The organism is Alcaligenes pakistanensis, from assembly GCF_014652815.1.
In the GTDB taxonomy this organism is placed as follows: Bacteria; Pseudomonadota; Gammaproteobacteria; order Burkholderiales; family Burkholderiaceae_B; genus Alcaligenes; species Alcaligenes pakistanensis.
The window spans coordinates 345550-363885 of sequence record NZ_BMZN01000003.1; the positions used below are offsets into that span (position 1 = coordinate 345550).

21 protein-coding genes are annotated in these 18336 nt (G+C 56.2%); 15 read left to right on the forward strand and 6 right to left on the reverse strand.

All coding sequences use genetic code 11. The features are described 5' to 3' along the window. Positions 1-12: 12 nt before the first annotated feature. From lptB to IE156_RS10890, 6 genes are all read left to right on the forward strand, one after another. The gene (lptB, locus tag IE156_RS10865; RefSeq protein ID WP_189392554.1) at positions 13-804 is read left to right on the forward strand and encodes an LPS export ABC transporter ATP-binding protein; all 792 of its coding nucleotides are present in this window, start codon (positions 13-15) and stop codon (positions 802-804) included. A 189-nt stretch (positions 805-993) separates the two neighbouring features. Further along, a complete protein-coding gene (gene hpf / locus IE156_RS10870; RefSeq protein WP_189392555.1) occupies positions 994-1320 on the forward strand; it encodes a ribosome hibernation-promoting factor, HPF/YfiA family in 327 nt (108 codons plus the stop codon). Positions 1321-1471: 151 nt separating this feature from the next. Then, entirely contained in the window at positions 1472-1972 is a 501-nt protein-coding gene (locus IE156_RS10875) for a PTS sugar transporter subunit IIA (RefSeq protein ID WP_229841231.1), read from the forward strand. Beyond that, positions 1944-2870, forward strand: a complete 927-nt coding sequence (gene hprK, locus IE156_RS10880; protein WP_189392557.1) for an HPr(Ser) kinase/phosphatase — start codon at positions 1944-1946, stop codon at positions 2868-2870. The genes IE156_RS10875 and hprK overlap by 29 nt, the downstream gene beginning before the upstream one ends. Positions 2871-2962: 92 nt before the next feature. Further along, positions 2963-3838 (forward strand): RNase adapter RapZ, encoded by an 876-nt coding sequence (gene rapZ, locus IE156_RS10885; protein WP_189392558.1) that lies wholly within the window; start codon positions 2963-2965, stop codon positions 3836-3838. Next, positions 3835-4926, forward strand: a complete 1092-nt coding sequence (locus IE156_RS10890; RefSeq protein WP_189392559.1) for a septal ring lytic transglycosylase RlpA family protein — start codon at positions 3835-3837, stop codon at positions 4924-4926. Before rapZ ends, IE156_RS10890 begins: the two co-directional genes overlap by 4 nt. Positions 4927-5074: 148 nt before the next feature. Here IE156_RS10890 and rsmI read toward each other — a convergent pair whose 3' ends face one another. Continuing rightward, positions 5075-6013, reverse strand: coding sequence for a 16S rRNA (cytidine(1402)-2'-O)-methyltransferase (gene rsmI / locus IE156_RS10895; protein WP_189392560.1), 939 nt, complete (start codon positions 6011-6013; stop codon positions 5075-5077). A gap of 35 nt (positions 6014-6048) precedes the next feature. Between rsmI and IE156_RS10900 the strand changes: the two genes are divergently transcribed. The 6 genes from IE156_RS10900 (at position 6049) to IE156_RS10925 (ending at position 10125) form a co-directional block, all read left to right on the forward strand. Further along, on the forward strand, positions 6049-6507 hold the full coding sequence (locus IE156_RS10900; protein ID WP_189392561.1) for a YraN family protein: 459 nt from the start codon (positions 6049-6051) through the stop codon (positions 6505-6507). 145 nt (positions 6508-6652) lie between these two features. Beyond that, on the forward strand, positions 6653-7246 hold the full coding sequence (locus IE156_RS10905) for a phosphoheptose isomerase (protein ID WP_189392562.1): 594 nt from the start codon (positions 6653-6655) through the stop codon (positions 7244-7246). Further along, positions 7243-7926 (forward strand): BON domain-containing protein, encoded by a 684-nt coding sequence (locus IE156_RS10910; protein ID WP_189392563.1) that lies wholly within the window; start codon positions 7243-7245, stop codon positions 7924-7926. The genes IE156_RS10905 and IE156_RS10910 overlap by 4 nt, the downstream gene beginning before the upstream one ends. Beyond that, entirely contained in the window at positions 7923-8423 is a 501-nt protein-coding gene (locus tag IE156_RS10915) for a peroxiredoxin family protein (protein WP_189392564.1), read from the forward strand. Before IE156_RS10910 ends, IE156_RS10915 begins: the two co-directional genes overlap by 4 nt. 76 nt (positions 8424-8499) lie before the next feature. Beyond that, positions 8500-9396 carry an acetylglutamate kinase gene (gene argB / locus IE156_RS10920; protein WP_189392565.1) on the forward strand — a complete coding sequence of 299 codons (897 nt, stop codon included), beginning with the start codon at positions 8500-8502 and terminating at the stop codon, positions 9394-9396. 3 nt (positions 9397-9399) lie between these two features. After that, positions 9400-10125 (forward strand): pyrimidine 5'-nucleotidase, encoded by a 726-nt coding sequence (locus tag IE156_RS10925; RefSeq protein WP_189392566.1) that lies wholly within the window; start codon positions 9400-9402, stop codon positions 10123-10125. 6 nt (positions 10126-10131) lie between these two features. Here the strand turns inward: IE156_RS10925 and IE156_RS10930 are convergent, their stop codons facing one another. Then, positions 10132-11586 (reverse strand): aldehyde dehydrogenase family protein, encoded by a 1455-nt coding sequence (locus IE156_RS10930; RefSeq protein WP_189392567.1) that lies wholly within the window; start codon positions 11584-11586, stop codon positions 10132-10134. A 197-nt stretch (positions 11587-11783) separates the two neighbouring features. On the opposite strand from IE156_RS10930, the gene IE156_RS10935 reads away from it, so the two are divergent. Further along, positions 11784-12713, forward strand: coding sequence for an AraC family transcriptional regulator (locus tag IE156_RS10935; protein WP_189392568.1), 930 nt, complete (start codon positions 11784-11786; stop codon positions 12711-12713). Between the two features lie 19 nt (positions 12714-12732). Here the strand turns inward: IE156_RS10935 and IE156_RS10940 are convergent, their stop codons facing one another. The 4 genes from IE156_RS10940 to gpmA all read right to left on the reverse strand — a co-directional run bounded on the left by IE156_RS10940 (position 12733) and on the right by gpmA (position 17521). Beyond that, the gene (locus tag IE156_RS10940) at positions 12733-13506 is read right to left on the reverse strand and encodes a HesA/MoeB/ThiF family protein (protein WP_189392569.1); all 774 of its coding nucleotides are present in this window, start codon (positions 13504-13506) and stop codon (positions 12733-12735) included. A 15-nt stretch (positions 13507-13521) separates the two neighbouring features. Next, complete coding sequence (locus IE156_RS10945; RefSeq protein WP_189392570.1) at positions 13522-15036, reverse strand: S41 family peptidase; 1515 nt, start codon at positions 15034-15036, stop codon at positions 13522-13524. 175 nt (positions 15037-15211) lie between these two features. Beyond that, on the reverse strand, positions 15212-16771 hold the full coding sequence (locus IE156_RS10950; RefSeq protein ID WP_189392571.1) for a murein hydrolase activator EnvC family protein: 1560 nt from the start codon (positions 16769-16771) through the stop codon (positions 15212-15214). Positions 16772-16774: 3 nt separating this feature from the next. Next, positions 16775-17521 (reverse strand): 2,3-diphosphoglycerate-dependent phosphoglycerate mutase, encoded by a 747-nt coding sequence (gene gpmA, locus IE156_RS10955; protein ID WP_189392572.1) that lies wholly within the window; start codon positions 17519-17521, stop codon positions 16775-16777. Positions 17522-17682: 161 nt separating this feature from the next. Here gpmA and IE156_RS10960 point away from each other — a divergent pair, with 161 nt between their 5' ends. Together IE156_RS10960 and grxC are read left to right on the forward strand one after the other, a co-directional pair. After that, positions 17683-18030, forward strand: coding sequence for a rhodanese-like domain-containing protein (locus tag IE156_RS10960; RefSeq protein WP_268248109.1), 348 nt, complete (start codon positions 17683-17685; stop codon positions 18028-18030). 23 nt (positions 18031-18053) lie between these two features. After that, positions 18054-18311 (forward strand): glutaredoxin 3, encoded by a 258-nt coding sequence (grxC, locus tag IE156_RS10965; RefSeq protein WP_009458616.1) that lies wholly within the window; start codon positions 18054-18056, stop codon positions 18309-18311. The last annotated feature ends 25 nt before the right edge of the window (positions 18312-18336 follow it).

An 18336-nucleotide genomic window follows, 5' to 3' on the forward strand; every position in this document is an offset into this window, starting at 1 on the left:
CACCCCCGAATTATGGTTGCTTCTAACAACCCGTCTACGCCTACCCGTGCCAGTCACTCCACTAAAGGCAGCCTGATTGCGCAAGGACTGCGCAAGACCTACGGCAAACGCACTGTCGTCCAGGATGTCTCCCTGAATGTGGAAAGCGGCGAAGTCGTGGGCCTGCTGGGCCCCAACGGGGCTGGCAAAACCACCAGTTTCTACATGATCGTGGGCATTGTGCCCGCCGATGCGGGCCGGATTGAAATTGACGGCACCCCTATTACCGCCATGCCCATGCACAAGCGGGCACGCCTGGGCCTGTCTTATCTGCCCCAGGACGCCTCTGTCTTTCGCCGCCTGACAGTAGAAGAAAACATCCGTGCCGTACTGGAGCTGCAACTGGACGAGCAAGGTCGCCGTATCAGCAAGCAAGACCTGAACGAGCGCCTGGAAACCCTGATTAGCGAATTACAAATTGCCCACATTCGACAAAACACGGCTCTGTCCCTGTCCGGTGGCGAGCGCCGCCGCGTAGAAATTGCCCGCGCACTCGCCAGCAACCCCCGTTTCATTCTGCTGGACGAACCCTTTGCCGGGGTCGACCCCATTGCCGTGATCGAGATTCAGCGCATTGTGCAGTTTCTGAAAGGTCGCAATATCGGCGTGCTCATTACCGACCATAACGTGCGCGAAACGCTGGGTATTTGTGACCGCGCCTACATCATCAGCGAAGGCACGGTACTGACCAGCGGACACCCCTCCGAGATCATCGACAACGAAGCCGTACGCAAGGTTTACCTGGGCTCGAACTTCCGTATGTAAGCAATATGCAGGCCCCGTTACGGGGCCTGCTGAAACAAGGGTTTTCCTGCACATCGCAGATTGATCCAGGTCATGTTATCTGGCCAACATATAGGTATACTGGAATATCCAAGATCAGTAGTAAGGAGGCTAAAGACGACGATCCTTCCCCCTCTAGAACAAGTTGTTTGACTACTACGGAGAGCCTATATGAGCCTTAATATCACTGGCCGTAATCTTGACATAACTCCTGCCATTCGCGACTACGTCAAAAACAAAATTGGTCGAATAGAAAAGCATTTCGACAACGTGGTTGACTCGCAGGTTATGCTTTCCATCGAACGCCTGAAGCACACTGCCGAAGTGACCGTCCGTGTCCCCGGCAAAGATATACATTGCGCATCTTCAGACGAAAACTTGTATGCCGCGATCGATCTGCTGGCCGATAAAATCGACCGTCAGATTCTGAAATACAAGGAAAAGGCAAACAGCCATGCGCATGAGCCCGCCAAGCGGCTCGAAGTTCCGGCAGTCTGATCACGCCGAACTGTTACAGCGGGCATAGCCTGCCCAAAAACCCCGTTCTTTCAGAAGTTCGGGGTTTTGTGTTTTATGGAATAGTGTCCGTCTGTTGTTAGCCATCCAAAAAATGTTTAGCTAAAAAACATTCCCCCCTATAATGGCCGTCATGAATCTCTTGTCGCGTATTTTGCCTTTGTCCAACGTGGTTCTGGATCTTGCTGTCACCAGCAAGAAGCGCGCTTTTGAACAAGCCGGTCTGATATTCGAGAACCATCACGGCATTGCCCGGACAGCCGTTTTCCACAGCCTGATTGCTCGCGAGCGTCTGGGCTCCACTGCCCTTGGTCACGATGTTGCCGTCCCGCATGGCCGCATCAAGGACTTGAAGGAGCCTTGTGCTGTCTTCATGCGTCTGGCCGAACCAGTGCGCTTTGATGCCAGCGACGGACGTACCGCCAGCCTATTGTTCTTTCTGCTGGTGCCCGAGACGGCTACCCAGATCCACCTGGACCTGCTGGCCGAGATCGCCCGTTTGATGGCCGATCAGGACATCCGCCAGGCCCTGGCGCAGGAAACAGACCCAGTTCAAATCCACCAGATCTTGACCCAGACCCCTGATCTCAACACGGAACGCTCCGATGCTGACAGTCCAAGAACTGGTCAATGACAACAATGACAAGCTCGAGGTGAGCTGGGCGGCCGGAAAACATGCCGCTCAGCGTCCTATACCCGATCTTGGCGTCTCCGCTGCGGATCTGGTTGGCCATTTAAACTTGATCCACCCGGCCCGTATTCAGGTCTTTGGTCCTGAAGAACTCTCTTTCTACAACCGCTTTGACGTCAAACGTCGCCTGCATCATCTGGACGACCTCCGGCAAGGCGGTGTTCCGGCTCTGTTCATTGCCAACGATGCCGCTGCGCCCGATGACCTGATCCAGTTCTGCGAAGAACAAGGGGTGCCGCTGCTCTACACCCCTATTGATGCGGCCCAGCTCATTGATTTGCTGCGCATCTACCTGGGCAAGCGTCTGGCCCCAAAAACCACCATGCACGGTGTCTTTATGGACGTGCTGGGTCTGGGTGTGTTGATTACCGGTGAATCCGGCCTGGGTAAAAGTGAATTGGCGCTGGAGCTGATCTCTCGTGGCCACGGACTGGTCGCTGACGATGCCGTTGAGCTGTCACGCACCGCCCCTAATATGATTGACGGCCAATGCCCGCCTTTGCTGCAGAATCTGCTGGAAGTACGCGGGCTGGGGCTGCTGGACATTCGCACCATTTTCGGCGAAACCTCCGTTCGTCGTAGAATGAAGCTTAAACTAATTGTGCACCTGGTTCGCTCCAACCCCGATAGTTTCGAGCGTCTGCCTACCCAGGACCAGACTCAGGAAGTATTGGGTGTCGATATCAAACGCGTCATGCTTCAAGTGGCGGCGGGCCGAAATCTGGCCGTATTGGTGGAAGCGGCCGTGCGCAACACCATTCTTGCTTTCCGCGGTATTGATACCATGGGTGACTTCATCGAGCGCCAGGCATTGGCTATCATGAACAGCCGCGAAGACTAGGCACCGAAGAACCTGTTGATCTTAACGGCTTGCCTTGTTTCACATAAACCGCTGCTCGCTTGCTGGGCGGCGACACGGAGCCCTTTGCCACGATGCTGAAAGTTGTATTGATTACCGGCATATCCGGTTCGGGAAAATCAGTTGCCTTACGCCTGCTGGAAGACACCGGCTATCTGTGCATAGACAATCTCCCCCCCCGATTTCTGGCCGAATTTGTCGAACGCTCTGCCGAACAAGGACTGGAGCGGCTGGCCGTGGCCATCGACGTGCGCGGCGCAGGTGATCTGGACACCTTGCCTGGTGTCATCAGCAAATTAAGTGAAGAAGGCTACGCCCTGCGCGTCCTGTTTCTGAACGCCAGCGACCACACCCTGATGCAGCGCTATTCAGAATCGCGCCGCCGTCACCCACTGACCGACCGTCTGCGTCAGGATGGCCGATCGCCTTCTTTGCAGGAATGTATCGAAGTCGAACGCGAAATGACGGCCCCTTTGCGCGACCTGGGCCATATTATCGACACCACCGACGTCACTCCCGGCCAGCTACGTGCCTGGATTCGAGATCTGGTACAGGCTGACCGTGCCAGCGTCGTGCTGACTTTTGAGTCCTTTGCCTATAAGCGTGGCGTGCCCGGCGATGCCGATCTGGTGTTTGACGTGCGTTGCCTGCCCAACCCCCACTACGACCCCGAGCTGCGCCCCATGACAGGGCGTGATGAACCGGTAGCCAAATGGCTGGCCCAATTCGGCTCTGTGGAAACCATGGTGGATGACATCGCGGGCTTTGTACGCCGCTGGTTGCCCTTATATATGCAGGACACGCGCAACTACCTGACAGTCGCCATCGGCTGCACCGGCGGTCAGCACCGCTCTGTGTACGTGACCGAACAACTGGCGCTGCGTTTTGCGGATTACGCCCCCTTGCTGGTGCGCCATCGCAATCAACCGCCTATTAACCCAGTCCCATGAGCCTTCCAACCTTACATAAACTAGGCGCCGTCCTAAGCATCCTGGTCTTATTGGCAGGCTGCGCATCCAGTCCCAAAGGCGCCAAATCCAAAGCTAAACCGGGGGCTACCGTCTCGGCCCCCCGAGGCGGAGGGTATTACAAAGACGATGGCCCTGACGCCCGAATCCCCGCTAACCTTCAATCCACTCCAGACGCCGTCCCCCGATTAGAACCCATAGCTCGCAGCAATACCCGTCCCTATACCGTGCTCGGCAAAAGCTTTGTTCCCCATACTGCACACAAAGCCTTTACCCAGACCGGCACCGCCTCCTGGTACGGACGCAAGTTTCACGGCAAGAAAACCGCCAATGGCGAAACCTACGATATGTACGCCATGACGGCAGCACATCCCACTTTGCCCATTCCCAGCTACGCCCGCGTCACCCGCCCCAAAACCGGCAAGTCCGTAATTGTGCGCATTAATGACCGGGGCCCTTTCCACAGCTCCCGTGTCATCGACCTATCCTATGTCGCGGCCGCCAAGCTGGATTTGATTGCACCCGGCAGCGGCACCGTGCTGGTCGAATCTATTACCCAGGAAGAAATACGCAGTGGTAGCTTTGGCCGTGGAGAGGTCGAAATGGCTGAGGCGCCACCACCTCGCACGGCTCCGGCGCCTGTCGCGCCCAAACCCAGCCTGACCATCACCGAAAAACTGGAGCCCACACCGGACGCCTTGGCAGTATTACCCGGAGATGATCTGGCGGTAGAACTGGACGATTCACCCAGCTGGAATAGTGATGCCAACGAGCAGCAGCTGATTGTGCAGTCCTCAAGCACAAGCGCCAGCAAGCCTCAGGCCCCATCAGGCCAGAATCGGGTTTATCTGCAATTTGGGGCATTTTCTGCCAGGGAAAATGCGGCCGCCTTGGCGCAGCAACTTAACCGCCAGATCTCTCAGGTGGAGTATCGCGACGCCCAGGTTCAGACGCATAACGATTTATACCGTGTGCAAATTGGTCCGTATCAGAACCGGACCGAAGCCATTAATGCAGCGTATCGAATTCAGCAGAAAACGGGTTTGAGCCCCTCAGTCGCGGTACGTTAAGTCACAAAGAAGCGGCTCCATCATGAAAAACACCCCAAAACCGGATATGAATCCAGGTTTTGGGGTGTTTTTTATGGCAAGGCTACTGTCGAACACTAGCCTTGGCTTCAAAACGAACTAGCGCTGAAATCAGCTATTCGCGTAGTAGTTAGTCTTTAGGCGAATTAGCCAAACCCCAGGCATACAAGACATCACGCGGTATTCCGCTGGCTTGGCTGGCAATCCGGGCCGCATCACGCAACGATACCTGCTCCAGTAAAGCCTTCATCCAGCGCTCCGTGGTGGCATCCAGGGCGGGCGCATTCTCGTCTACCTCTTCCACCACAGCATGCAGAATCAAGACAAACTCACCCTGCTCGCGATGGCTATCCTCGTCCAGCCAGGCTAGCGCCTGCCCCAAGGGCGTCGTATGAATTTGCTCGAAACGCTTACTCAACTCACGTGCAAAGGTCAGCTCGCGTTCTGGCCCACAAACTTCTTCCATATCGCGCAACGCCGCACGCAGGCGGTGGGGAGACTCAAACATCAAAACAGGCATGCCCAGGCTGGACCAATGCTGCAACCATTTACGGCGAGCGACGGTTTTAGGCGGCATGAAACCCGCAAAAGCAAACGCCGGATTTTCATCGCTGGTCGCACCACTGCCCATCAATGCGGTAATAACCGCAGAGGCTCCGGGCAAAGGCACCACTTGAAAACCCGCTGCCCGCACAGCCCGCACCACGCGCGCACCCGGATCGCTAACTGCCGGCGCACCCGCATCTGACACCAAGGCCACGCGCTGCCCTTGCTCGAGGCGCTCAATGATGGCCTGAGCAGCCTGCGCCTCGTTATGACGATGTGCCGCCATCAAAGGGGTTTGGATACCCCAGGCCTGCAAAAAGGGACGTGTGGCGCGCGTATCTTCTGCCGCAATAATGTCGCACAGCTCCAGCGCCTGCCAGCCACGCAGGCTAAGGTCTCCCATATTGCCAATGGGCGTGGCCACCACATACAGACAAGCCGTAGGCCAAACCTGCCCTTGCACCTTGTCCATCATGTTTTGCCAGACTCCGGCAGTCGCCGTACGGTTTTCGGTATCGCTCATGCTAGATCCTGCTTATTCATCATTGTGGTATCCCTATGAATCCCTTTGAATACGCTCGCCAGGCTCAAAACCGGCAATTGCGGCGCCGGCAGCGCATTCGTCCCCCAACCAAGAAAGACCAGCCCCAGCGCTCTCCCAGCCAAAAAACAGGCGATCTGGCCGAACAGCGTGCCTGCGAGCATGTCATCGCCCACGGCGCCCGCGTTCTGGCCCGTCAACTTGCAGCCCGTTTTGGGGAAATTGACCTAGTCCTGTGGCATCAAAACCAACTTGTCTTTCTGGAAGTGCGCCAGCGCAGTCATACAGGCTACGGAGGAGCGCTTGCCAGTGTAAACCGGGACAAGCAGCGGCGCTTGATCTTGAGCGCCCAGCAATGGTTGCCAACACTTAGCCAGCGCTACTTTCATGGAAAGCTGCCCAGTTGCCGTTTTGACGTCATCGCCATCGAAGGCGAGACGCTACGCTGGATACAAAACGCCTTCGATCAGCCCTAAACCACTCCTTTTAACGGCTAAAAAAACGATCAGGCGCCGCATTGTGTCCTGGACACTGCATATCGTTTCAATACCGTGGCGTTTTTTTCAACATGACACGATATGCCTGCCCCACAGCGAAATTGTCCGTGCGATAATGCGCGCTATGGACCTTATCGCCTTAATGACTTCGCATTTCGACGATTCCGTCGATACTCTCAAAGCCAGCACACGCGAACTGGCCGAACCTTTGGCCGCCGCTGTCGAACTGTTGTTTGCCACGTTGGCTAACGACGGCAAGATTCTGGCTTGCGGAAACGGCGGATCAGCAGCCGACGCCCAGCACTTTATTGCAGAGCTGGTGGGCCGTTTTGAGCGCGACCGTTTGCCCCTGGCTGGCATTGCCTTAAATACCGACACCTCCATCATGACGGCGGTGGGGAACGACTATGGCTTTGACAGTATCTTTGAACGCCAGGTCAGCGCCTTGGGCCAGACTGGCGACATTCTGGTGGCCATCTCCACCAGCGGCAATTCGCCCAACGTCATCCGCGCTATCGAAGCGGCACGTGAACGCGATATGGTCATCATTGCCCTAACGGGCAAAGGCGGCGGACAAATCGCCGGCCTGCTCTCGGATACCGATATCCATCTGTGCGTACCGCACGATCGAACCATGCGTATTCAAGAAGTACATATGGTTTTGTTGCATGCCATGTGCGATGGCATTGATGCGTTGCTGCTCGGAGATCCACTATGAAACACCGTTTGATTCTGGCCGCTTTGCTGGCCAGCACCACCCTGACCGGCTGCGGTCTGCTGGTGGTTGGCGGCGCGGCCGCCACCACTGCTGTTGTCGCCACCGACCGCCGCACCACGGGCGAACAGGTCGAAGACAAAACCATTGTCATGAAGGCCGGTGCTGAAACGCGCCGCTTGCTGGAAAACAAGGAAGGCCGCATCAACACCACGTCTTACGCCGGGGTTACCCTCTTGACGGGCGATGTGCCCACCCAAGCCGATAAAGAAGAAGCTGCCCGCCTGGTCTCCAAGGTGGATAAAGTGACCCGCGTGGTCAATGAACTGCGTGTTGGCGAACCCACTGCTTTGGGCGTGCGCTCGAACGACTCCTGGATTACCACCCGCGTCAGCACCGCTTTGCTCAACGCCAAAGAAGTGCCTAGCCGCACCATTTCCACCACCACTGAACGTGGCGTGGTCTACCTGTTGGGCCGTGTTACCCACGATGAAGGCGAGCGCGCCGCCATTGCCGCTTCCAGCGTGCCGGGCGTCAACAAAGTCGCCAAGCTCTTTGAATACGTCAGCGCCGAAAGCCTGGCACAGCCATTGAGCACCAACAATCAACAAAGCCCTGCCCCTGGCGCAGCAGTACCTGCAGCTGAACCCGCTTCCTCCGTAGAAGTTATGCCTATCCAATGAAAAAAGTAGTCGTCATTGCTCTTGTTATTGCGGTAGCCGTAGGCTTGGGCGTCTGGACTATGTCCGGCAGCTCCAAGGCTGGCGCACCTGATGTAGCCTTTACCGACTTGAACGGTAAGCACTTTGAAACCAAAGACCTGCAAGGCAAAGTGGTATTGGTCAAATTCTGGGCTACAGACTGCACCACCTGCGTGGCGCAAATGCCTGACAACATTGAGAACTTCAATGCTTTGTCCGGCAAGGGCTTTGATATTGTGGCCGTTGCCATGAAGCACGACCCCATCAACTACGTGCGTAATTTCACTGAATCCCGCCAACTGCCGTTCACGGTTGTCCATGACGACAAGGGCGAAATCGCCAAGGCCTTTGGGGATGTCCGTTTGACCCCCACCGCCTTTTTACTCGACAAACAGGGCAACATCATCAAGCGTTACCTAGGCAACTACGACAAGCAGGACTTTATTGCTACCGTCGAAAAAGCCCTAGCTAGCAGCTAAAACACTGTTTCTGCCCCCAGCCACATAACCCCGGGTACCAGCAGTGGACCCGGGTTTTCTTCAAGTGAGCGCATCAATGAGCACCACAGATCCGCAGAATTACCCCGCGACCGTCAAAGCAGAAGTTTTGTCAGAAGCCCTGCCCTATATTCGTCGCTTCCACGGCAAGACCGTTGTCATCAAGTACGGTGGCAATGCCATGACCGAAGAAGCCTTGCAGCGCAGCTTTGCCCATGACGTCGTCTTGCTCAAGCTGGTTGGCCTTAACCCCGTTGTGGTGCACGGTGGCGGCCCCCAGATCAATGACGCGCTCAAACGTATTGGCAAAGAAGGCACCTTCATCCAAGGCATGCGTGTCACAGACGCGGAAACCATGGAAGTGGTGGAGTGGGTGCTGGGCGGACAAGTGCAGCAAGACATCGTCATGATGATTAACGAAGCAGGCGGCAAAGCGGTGGGCCTGACAGGTAAAGATGGCGGCATGATTCGTGTCACCAAGAAAATGCTGCCCGATGCCGAGCATCCTGGCGAACTGCTGGATATCGGCTTTGTCGGCGATATTGAAAGCATCCAGCCTGAAGTCGTAAAAGCGCTGCAAGACGATCAGTTCATTCCCGTCATTTCTTCGATTGGTTACGGTGAAGACGGTCAGGCCTACAACATCAATGCCGATGTGGTTGCTGGCAAGATGGCTGAAGTGCTCAGCGCTGAGAAGCTGGTCATGCTGACCAACACACCCGGCGTGCTGGACAAAGCGGGTCAATTGCTGCGCCGCCTGTCGGCTCAAACCATTGACGAGTTGTTTGCCGATGGCACGATCTCTGGTGGCATGTTGCCCAAGATTTCCTCGGCTCTGGAAGCGGCCCGCAACGGCGTCAATTCCGTCCATGTTATCGACGGCCGTGTCCCCCACTGCCTGCTGCTGGAAATCCTGACTGATCGTGGTGTTGGCACCATGATTAGCTCTCACTAATCCGTGCGCGCTCCTATCCGTGCCCATGCCTGGGCACGGCCATTATCTGCCTGCCGGCCAGATGAAACCATCTGGCTGTTTGATCTGGATAACACCCTGCACAATGCCTCCAAAGGCATTTTTCAAGCCATTGATGGCCGCATGCGTATCGGTGTGGCCGAAACCCTGGGTGTGGATATGGACGAAGCCGACCGGCTGCGTCTGAAATATTGGCAACGCTACGGCGCCACCATGATCGGCCTGCAACGCCATCACGGTGCGGATCCAGCTACTTTTTTAAAACACGCACACGACTTTGACGTGCCTGCGCTGCTGAGCGCAGAACGGGGACTGGCATCCCAATTGCGTCGTCTGCCTGGCTATAAGCTGTTGCTGACCAATGCACCGATGGATTACGCCCATCGAGTCTTGAAAGCCCTGAACCTGCTGCCTGTCTTTGATGGCCTCTGGGCCATTGAGCACATGCAACTGCAAGGTCGCTACCGTCCCAAACCTTCCCAAGCCCTGATGAAGCAAGCCCTGGCGGTACTCAAGTCCCAGGCCCGCGACATCGTGCTGGTTGAAGATACACTGCGCAATCTGAAAAGCGCCCGCCAGCTAGGGATGCAGACCATCCATATCTATAACGCGGGCACGCCGTTCAGCGCTTTGTATCATGGACGCGGCCCGTATGTAGACCAACGCATCAACCGCATTGCGCAACTGGTCAAAAACTGGCCACGTCCCTGACACGACTTAGAACGCCAACTGGCGCTCTCCTTGCTGAATGGTGACCCATTTCAGCTCGGTCATGTCGGCAATAGAATAACGCCCGTTTTCTTTGCCATAACCGCTGTCTTTAAAGCCACCGAAGGGCGCGTTCGGATCATCATCAAAAGAGTTGTCATTGATATGAACCGAGCCCGCCTCGATGCGTTCAGCAAAGTCCATGGCCTTTTGCAGATCGTTGGTCAAAATAGCCGACGACAAGCCGTAGGAGGTGTCGTTAGCCATTTCCAGCGCATGTTCGTAGTCACGTGCTTTGTAGATGGCGGCGACCGGGCCAAACGTTTCCTCGTAGTACAGCTGCATATCAGGGGTGACATCGCATAGCGCTGTGGGTTGAACCACATTACCCTCGCGCCCACCACCAGCCAACAGGGTTGCGCCTTTAGACACGGCATCAGCAATATGCGCTTGCACAAAATCGGCCTGTTCCGAGCTGATCAACGGACCCACTGCGGTTTGTGGCAAGGCCGGATCACCTGTAGGAATACGGGCTACCTGCTTGGCGAAGGCCTCGCAGAAAGCGTCATAAATGCCCTGCTCCACAATAATGCGCGAGTTGGCCATGCACACCTGGCCCTGGTTGAAGTAAATACCAAAAGCGGCAGAACGCACAGCGTAATCCAGCGTGGCATCGTCCAGCACTACCACGGGGCTCTTACCTCCCAGCTCCAACACAATCCGCTTCTGATAACGGCCCGCCAGATCCGCCAGAATGCGGCCTACACGGGCCGAGCCTGTAAACGTCACCAGCTTGACGCGAGGATCCGAGAATAAGGTATCGCCCAAGGCTTCATCAGTAGTCAGCAGCACTGTCAGCACACCAGAAGGCAGACCCGCCTCTTCCAGAATTTCGGCAAACATCAAGGCAGCCATAGGCGTGTGCGGCGAAGGCTTGAGGATGAAGCTGTTACCAGCAGCCAGAGCAGGAGCCAGCTTCTTGCCATTCAACAGCAAAGGAGCATTAAAAGGGCCAATACCAGCCACGACACCCAAAGGACGGCGAATGCTCATGGAAATCCGGCCAGGCAAGTCCGAAGGCATGGTTTCGCCTCGAATATCGCGAGTCTGGCCGGCAGCAATGCGGAAGGTGCTGACGATGTAATCGCACTCAAACATGGCTTTGCCAAAGACGTTACCGCCCTCTTCCACCAGTACACGCACGATATCGTCGCGGCGGCGTTCCACAATATCAGCCGCACGGCACAAGATGGCCTCGCGCTCACGCGCCAGCATCTTGCCCCAAACACGCTGCGCGCTTTCGGCACTGCCCAACGCTGTTTCAATATCCTGTTTGGTCGCCAGAAACACACGCGCCAAAGGCTTACCGGTATAAGGATTGACTAGATCTTTATGCTGTTGGCCTTCTGATTTCCAGGCCTGTCCGTTGATATAAGGGTAGATCTGCTTTAGCTGCTCACTCATGACTGCTCCTTTCCTGTGTTGTCTCCGGGTGCGCGCCTGGGCACCCTTCATGGTTAAACCCGATAGCCACCGAGGTGCGCCGTGGCCCACCATGCAGTACTGTCTTAGATACTATTCTTGAGCCGATTGCCTCTCTGTGTCGTGGACTAGGGCGCAGCCCAATCTGGACAATGACGCAGAAGACGGAAATACACCCCATGAGCATGAACTACCACTGGGATACCCAGGCTTTGCCCCCCGGACAGGGGGCCCAGCTCTGGACCCACGCCATTTCGCAGTCCTTTCAGCACGTGCAGACGCAATGTCACGGGCAGAATTTCCATGGCACCTTGCGCTCTCAACGCTTGGGGGAGCTGGCAATCAACCGGCTGACGGCCCAACCCTATCGGGTCAGTACAAGCAGGCCGCAAACCGATCAAGCTTGGTTATTTTTGAATGTGCATCAGCAAGGCCACTGCCGCCTGATTCAGAACGGGCGCGAACAGTGGTTGCCCGCAGGCAGCTTGAGTTTGAATGTGGGCACCAGTCCTTTCACTCTGGACTTTGTAGACGAAGTCATCATGACCACGCTGCGACTACCGCTGGATGGGCTGCTGCCGTATACCGGGCCCTTGAATGATGTCGTGGCCCAGCCACTAGCTCCGGGAGCCAGTCTGCATTTGCTGGAACATTATCTGCAAGGCTTGCTGCTTTCTGCCGATGGGCTACGCGCCAATCAACATGATCAAGCCTGGCGCTGCCTGCGGGATTTGCTGGCCATGAGCATTAACGAACAACGCTCCCTGCCAACTGCAGCTTCCAGCGCACGTTATGACGATGCATTGCGCTATTTGTCCGACCACTTGGGCGATCCCACTTTGAATATTGCCGCCCTGTCCCAATACCTGGGCATGGCGCCGCGCACCGTGCAGGAACTCTTCAAGACACAAGGAACCACCTTTACCGCCCAATTGATGCATTTACGCCTGGAAGCGGCGGCACAATTGCTGCGCCAGACGCCGTCCAATACGGTGGCGCAAGTGGCCTATTCAGTGGGGTTTTCGGATCTGTCCTACTTTCACCGCCAGTTTCGGCGGCGCTTTGGCATCACACCAGGCCATTTTTACGGACATGGCCTAGGGTCTTAAGGAGCGCGCCTGACGACGATCAGGCGTGTTTAGCGTGGCCTGCTGACTCTGCGCTGCATACCGGGCAAGCCGGGTCTTTGCGGAAACGCACGGTATGCCAATTCATATTGAAGGCATCCACGCTTAACAAACGGCCCACCAGAGGCTCTCCGAAGCCGCCTAACAGCTTCAAGGCCTCTACCGCCTGCACGCTCCCCACCATACCTAGCAAAGGCGACAGAACGCCTGTGGTGGCACAGCGCAACTCCTCGACATCGTCCGCTTCCGGGAACAGGCAGTGATAGCAAGGTGCGTCTGGCTGGCGTAGATCGTAGGTGCTGACTTGGCCGGAAAAACGGATAGCCGCCCCCGAAACCAAAGGTTTACGCAGCGCAACGCAAGCACGGTTAATCGCATGCCGGGTCGCGAAGTTGTCGCAGCAATCCAGAACCAGATCCACTTGCTGGACCCAATGCATCAAACTCTGCTCGTCCAGACGTTGAACGACAGGCGTCACCTTCACTTCGGGATTGAGCTGCTCGATATGCAGCTTGGCGGATTCCACCTTGTCCCAGCCCAGGCGATCGGTGGTGTGAGCAATCTGACGTTGCAGATTGCTCAGTTCCACTTGGTCATCATCCACCAGAATGATGGAGCCTACACCCGAGGCAGCCAGGTAAGCCACCACGGGGGAACCCAGTCCCCCGGCGCCTACCACCAGAATGCGGGAGGCCAGAATCCGCTCCTGCGCTTCTACTCCGAACTCATCGAGCAGAATATGCCGCGCGTAGCGCAGTAATTGCTGATCTTCCACGTCAAGAACCCATCTTTAAGGTTTTACCGGTTCGAGACCCTTGGGGGTAATTCGGAACCGCTCAACGCTGGGTTGCTGATTCAAGGGACTTTTTTTTTCCGGCGACTCGGACTCTACGTCCTTTTCGCGCTTGGCTGCAGCTTCCTTAGCGGCCGCCACTTTAGCTGGATCATTCTTGATGACCGTACGGCCAGCCAAATGATTCAGTGCTTGCTGCAACTGGAAGTCGTCGTCGCCACCGAATTCAAACATCTTGAAGTCTGGACTCATGCCCAGGTCCGGCTGCTCTTCTTCTTCGGTGCTTTCATCAACCTTGCTGTTAACCAAGTGGCGCTTCAAGTCGACTTCGCGCGGCAAGCGGAACAGATTGCCTTGTGCCGTATCGTCCACCACCACATCCGGCTGTACGCCCGTCACCTGGATAGAAGTCCCGCTAGGCGTGTAGTACAGCGCTGTCGTCAACTTCAGGCCCGAATCTTCGGACAAAGGAACCACGCTTTGAACCGAGCCCTTACCAAAGGTGCGGTTACCGATAATGGTGGCGCGCTTGTGATCTTGCAAGGCACCGGCCACAATTTCCGACGCCGAAGCCGAGCCCACGTTCACCAGCACCACGATAGGCACGGTCTTGAGCCAATCCAGTTTCTTCAGGACATCGGCGTCCGTATCCAACTCGCCCAAAACGGACTGCATGGATTTAACGTAGTACTCGCGGTTAGACGAAGGAATACGGCCTTTGGTCGATACCACCAGGGCACCGGAATCCAGGAAGGCAGAAGACACACCAATGGCGCTTTCCAGCAAACCACCGGGGTCATTACGCAGGTCGATTACCAAGCCTTTCGGCGCGCCTGGGCCCTTGTGCACTTCAGACAATTGCTTGACCACATCCGCGGCCGTGCGTTCCTGGAACTGGGCAATGCGCACGTAAGCTACATTGTCAGCCAGCATCTTGGAGCGCACGCTGCGCACTTTGATGACATCACGCACCAAGGTGAACTCCAGCGGCTTATCGCGGCCTGCACGGCGGATGGTCAGCTTGATCGAAGTTTTTGGCTCGCCACGCATTTGCTTGACGGCATCATTCAGGCTCAAATCTTTGGTGGGTTTGCCATTGATGTGCGTAATGATGTCGCCCGCCAGAATCCCGGCACGCGCGGCAGGCGTATCTTCGATAGGCGAGATGACTTTAGGCATCCCGTCTTCACTACCAATTTCAATACCCAAGCCGCCAAAACCACCTTGAGTCATGGCTTCCATTTCTTTGAAAGCGTCGGCGTCCAGGTAGGCCGAATGCGGGTCCAGGTCGGTAAACAGACCTTTGATCGCATTGTTGACCAGCGCCTGATCCGTCAAGGGCTCCACATAGGTGTTCTTGATAGCCGCGAACACATTGGCGAACTGCTGCAGTTCGCGCAAAGGCAATGGCTCGCCACGTTGAGCGACCGCAGTAATGCCCAGGCTGATCAAAATACCGCCCACAGCACCTGCTGCCACTAGACCTATGCTGCCAATCCTTCGAGTGCTCATGCACATTCCCATTATGTTCAGATTCAAGACGGGGCCACCTCCTGGAGCTGGCCCGACCATGCATTATAAGAGTAGCGTAAAGCGCCGACCAGCGTGAACTGCCCTGGAGTCGCTACCCGGCGCTACAAATGCGAGCAAAAGTAAACGCGTTGTCCTGCGCCGGGGGGACACGGGTTCAGGAACCCAGCCAAACCTGTGGATTAATTGGCTTGCCCTGATGGCGCAACTCAAAATACAGACCGGGTTCAACTTGTCCGCCTGTGGCGCCTACCCGCGCAACTGCGTCGCCGCGCCCCACAATATCTCCAACTTGCTTAAGCGTGCTCTGGTTATAGGCATAAACACTTAAGTAATCGCGACCATGATCAATAATCAGCAAATTGCCAAAACCAGTCATCCAGCTGGCAAACACAACCCGGCCAGGGGCCACAGCGCGGACAGTCGCCCCCGCTTGTGCACGCAGAACAATACCGCGCCAAATGCCACCATCCGGACGCTCGGCACCGAACTTACCTTGCACTTCGCCCCGTACGGGGTACGGCAATCCACGCTTCAGACCCGGAAACCCACCTTCTGGTTCCAAAGCAGGCACCGCGGCTTGCTCAATAGGCTCTTCGACACGCTCGACTTCACCTACCTTGGGTGCGATTGGTTTGCTGATGGGTTCGCTAGGCTCTGACGACGCCTCCAGGCTGTCAGACAGCAGCCGCTCGTTCGAGGCTGGCGGTGTGTAGGTCAACGGCGGCCGTGGAATCGGCTGTTCGGGTTCCGCTTTTTCGGGGGTGCTACGTGGCAAGGCCGGTGGCAAAGGCGGTTGAGTGGCGCGTGCGCGCTCCAGCAATTCACGCTCGCGCTCCAGACGCGCCTGGTCTCGGGCCACCTGCTCTTGCTTGGCCTTGCGTTGCAACTCCTGTTGACGGGCCAGCTCGGCCTTACGCGCTTCTTCAGCGCGACGTGCGGCTTCGCGCCGACGTTGCTCCTCGGCTCGACGGGCCAATTCCGCCTGTCGGGCAATTTCTGTTTCCAGGCCAGAGATCAAGTCTCCCAGCCGTTTGTCATTGCTTTGCAGATTGGCCGCCTGCCCGCGCTGACGGTCCAGCTCCGTGCTGATATCAGCAACCACCTTGGCACGCTTTTCTTTTTGTTCTTCCAAGGCCACTTTCTGCGCAGCAGCGTCAGTCGCCAGCTGCGCTTGTTCTTTTTCCCGCGCAGCGACCTGGGTCTGCAAACGATCCAGACGCTCTACGGTGCGACGTACTTTATGGACTTGCTCGGTCTGCTGACGCGAGACATACCCCAGATAATGCAATTCACGATTGATGACGTTGGGGTCATCTCCCGACAGCAAGGCCGACCAAGGCGAGACACCATTGGCATATTGCGCACGCAATTGCTCTGACAGCTCCTGCTGACGCTGCTCTTTAATGACTTGTTGCTCGCTGATCTGCTTGCCCAGCGTGCCCAGTTGCTGATGCAGCTGCTCTTGTCGCTGCTCGATCTGGGCCAGAGTGCGGTCTATATCGGAGATCGCCTGCTCGGACTCGCGCAAGGCATTGGCCGCATCACGACGCGAACCTTCACTGGTATCGATCGTTTTACGCAGCGAATCAATTTTCTGGCGCAGCTCTGCCTGCTGTTTTTGCGCCTGGGCCTGGCGAGCGGCCAGGTCAGGATCAGCAGCCAGGACCGGAACAGTCCAGGCTGCCAGCAACAGGCAAAGGCTATAGCGCCACATTATTTACTGCGCCTTGCCCTGATTGGCGACGGCTTGCATCTGCGCTTCAATCGCTGCCTGGTCGCCCAGGTAGTAATGACGGATAGGACGCAGGTTCTCGTCCAGTTCGTAGACCAGAGGCTGACCGGTAGGGATATTCAAATGAACAATATCCTCGTCCGAAATACCGTCCAGATGCTTGATCAAGGCGCGCAGGCTGTTGCCATGAGCCGTCACCAGCACGCGACGACCGGCGCGGATAGCCGGTGCAATGGACTCGTCCCAGAAAGGAACCACACGCGCCACGGTGTCTTGCAAACACTCAGTACGGGGCAGTTGATCGTCAGGAACGCGCGCATAGCGGGCATCAAAGCGGGGGTTACGTGGATCGTCCACAGGCACGGCATCGGGAGCGATCGCGTAGGCACGACGCCAGACCAGGACTTGGTCCTCACCGTACTTTTGTGCGGTTTCAGCTTTATTTAAGCCCTGTAAAGCACCATAATGGCGTTCGTTCAGGCGCCAGCTCAAACCCACGGGGGTGTGCATGGCGTCCATCGAATCCAAGGCGATCCACAAGGTACGGATAGCGCGCTTGAGGACCGAAGCGAAAGCCAGGTCGAACTCAAAACCGTTTTCTTTCAGCAAGTCACCGGCCTGCTTTGCCTGTTGACGCCCGGTTTCGGTAAGATCGACATCAGTCCAGCCAGTAAACCGGTTTTCCAGGTTCCACTGGCTTTCGCCGTGCCGCATCAGTACAAGTTTATACATGGTAAAAACAGCCTCGAGGTTGAAAAATTGGCGCCACTCTATAATCGTGTGATCTTGCCCTTTTTTCTTGCTTTTCTTGGTAATCAACAGGATTTAACGTGGACTTCATCTTAAGTCAGAATAACCTTCTAATTTTAGCAATTGCGGCGCTTGCCGGCATTATGCTGTTAATACCCAGCTTTTTCAAAGGCCGTGCCGGACGCGCAGTTTCAAGCTCTGAAGCGGTACAGATGGTAAACCAGAAAGACGCCATTTTGATTGATCTGCGTAGCGCTGATCAATTCAAGGCTGGAGCGATTCCACAATCGCGCAACATTCCTGCTGCGGACCTTGACGCCAAAGCCAGCACCTTGCCTAAAGACAAGCCTGTCATTTTGGTATGCGACACTGGCCGCAGCGCCCCGCGCAGTGTGGCCGTTCTGCGCAAGCATGGCATTGAGCAAGCCTTCACACTGCAAGGTGGCATCCAAGGTTGGATGCAATCCAGCCTGCCCGTCAAAAAATCGTAAGCGACCCCTTCTACGAGGCTCTCATGGCAAAAGTCACGATGTACTCCACAATGGTGTGCCCTTATTGTGTGCGCGCTGAAATGCTGCTCAAGCAACGCGGTGTTACCGAAATCAATAAAATCATGATTGATCGCGAACCCGAACAGCGCGCACTCATGATGGAGCGCACTGGCCGACGTACCGTTCCCCAAATCTACATTGGCGACACCCATGTAGGTGGCTACGATGATCTGGCCGCACTGGACCGCGAAGGTGGCTTGCTACCGCTGCTTGCTGCCTGATTTTTTTTCTAACAATTTTTTTATC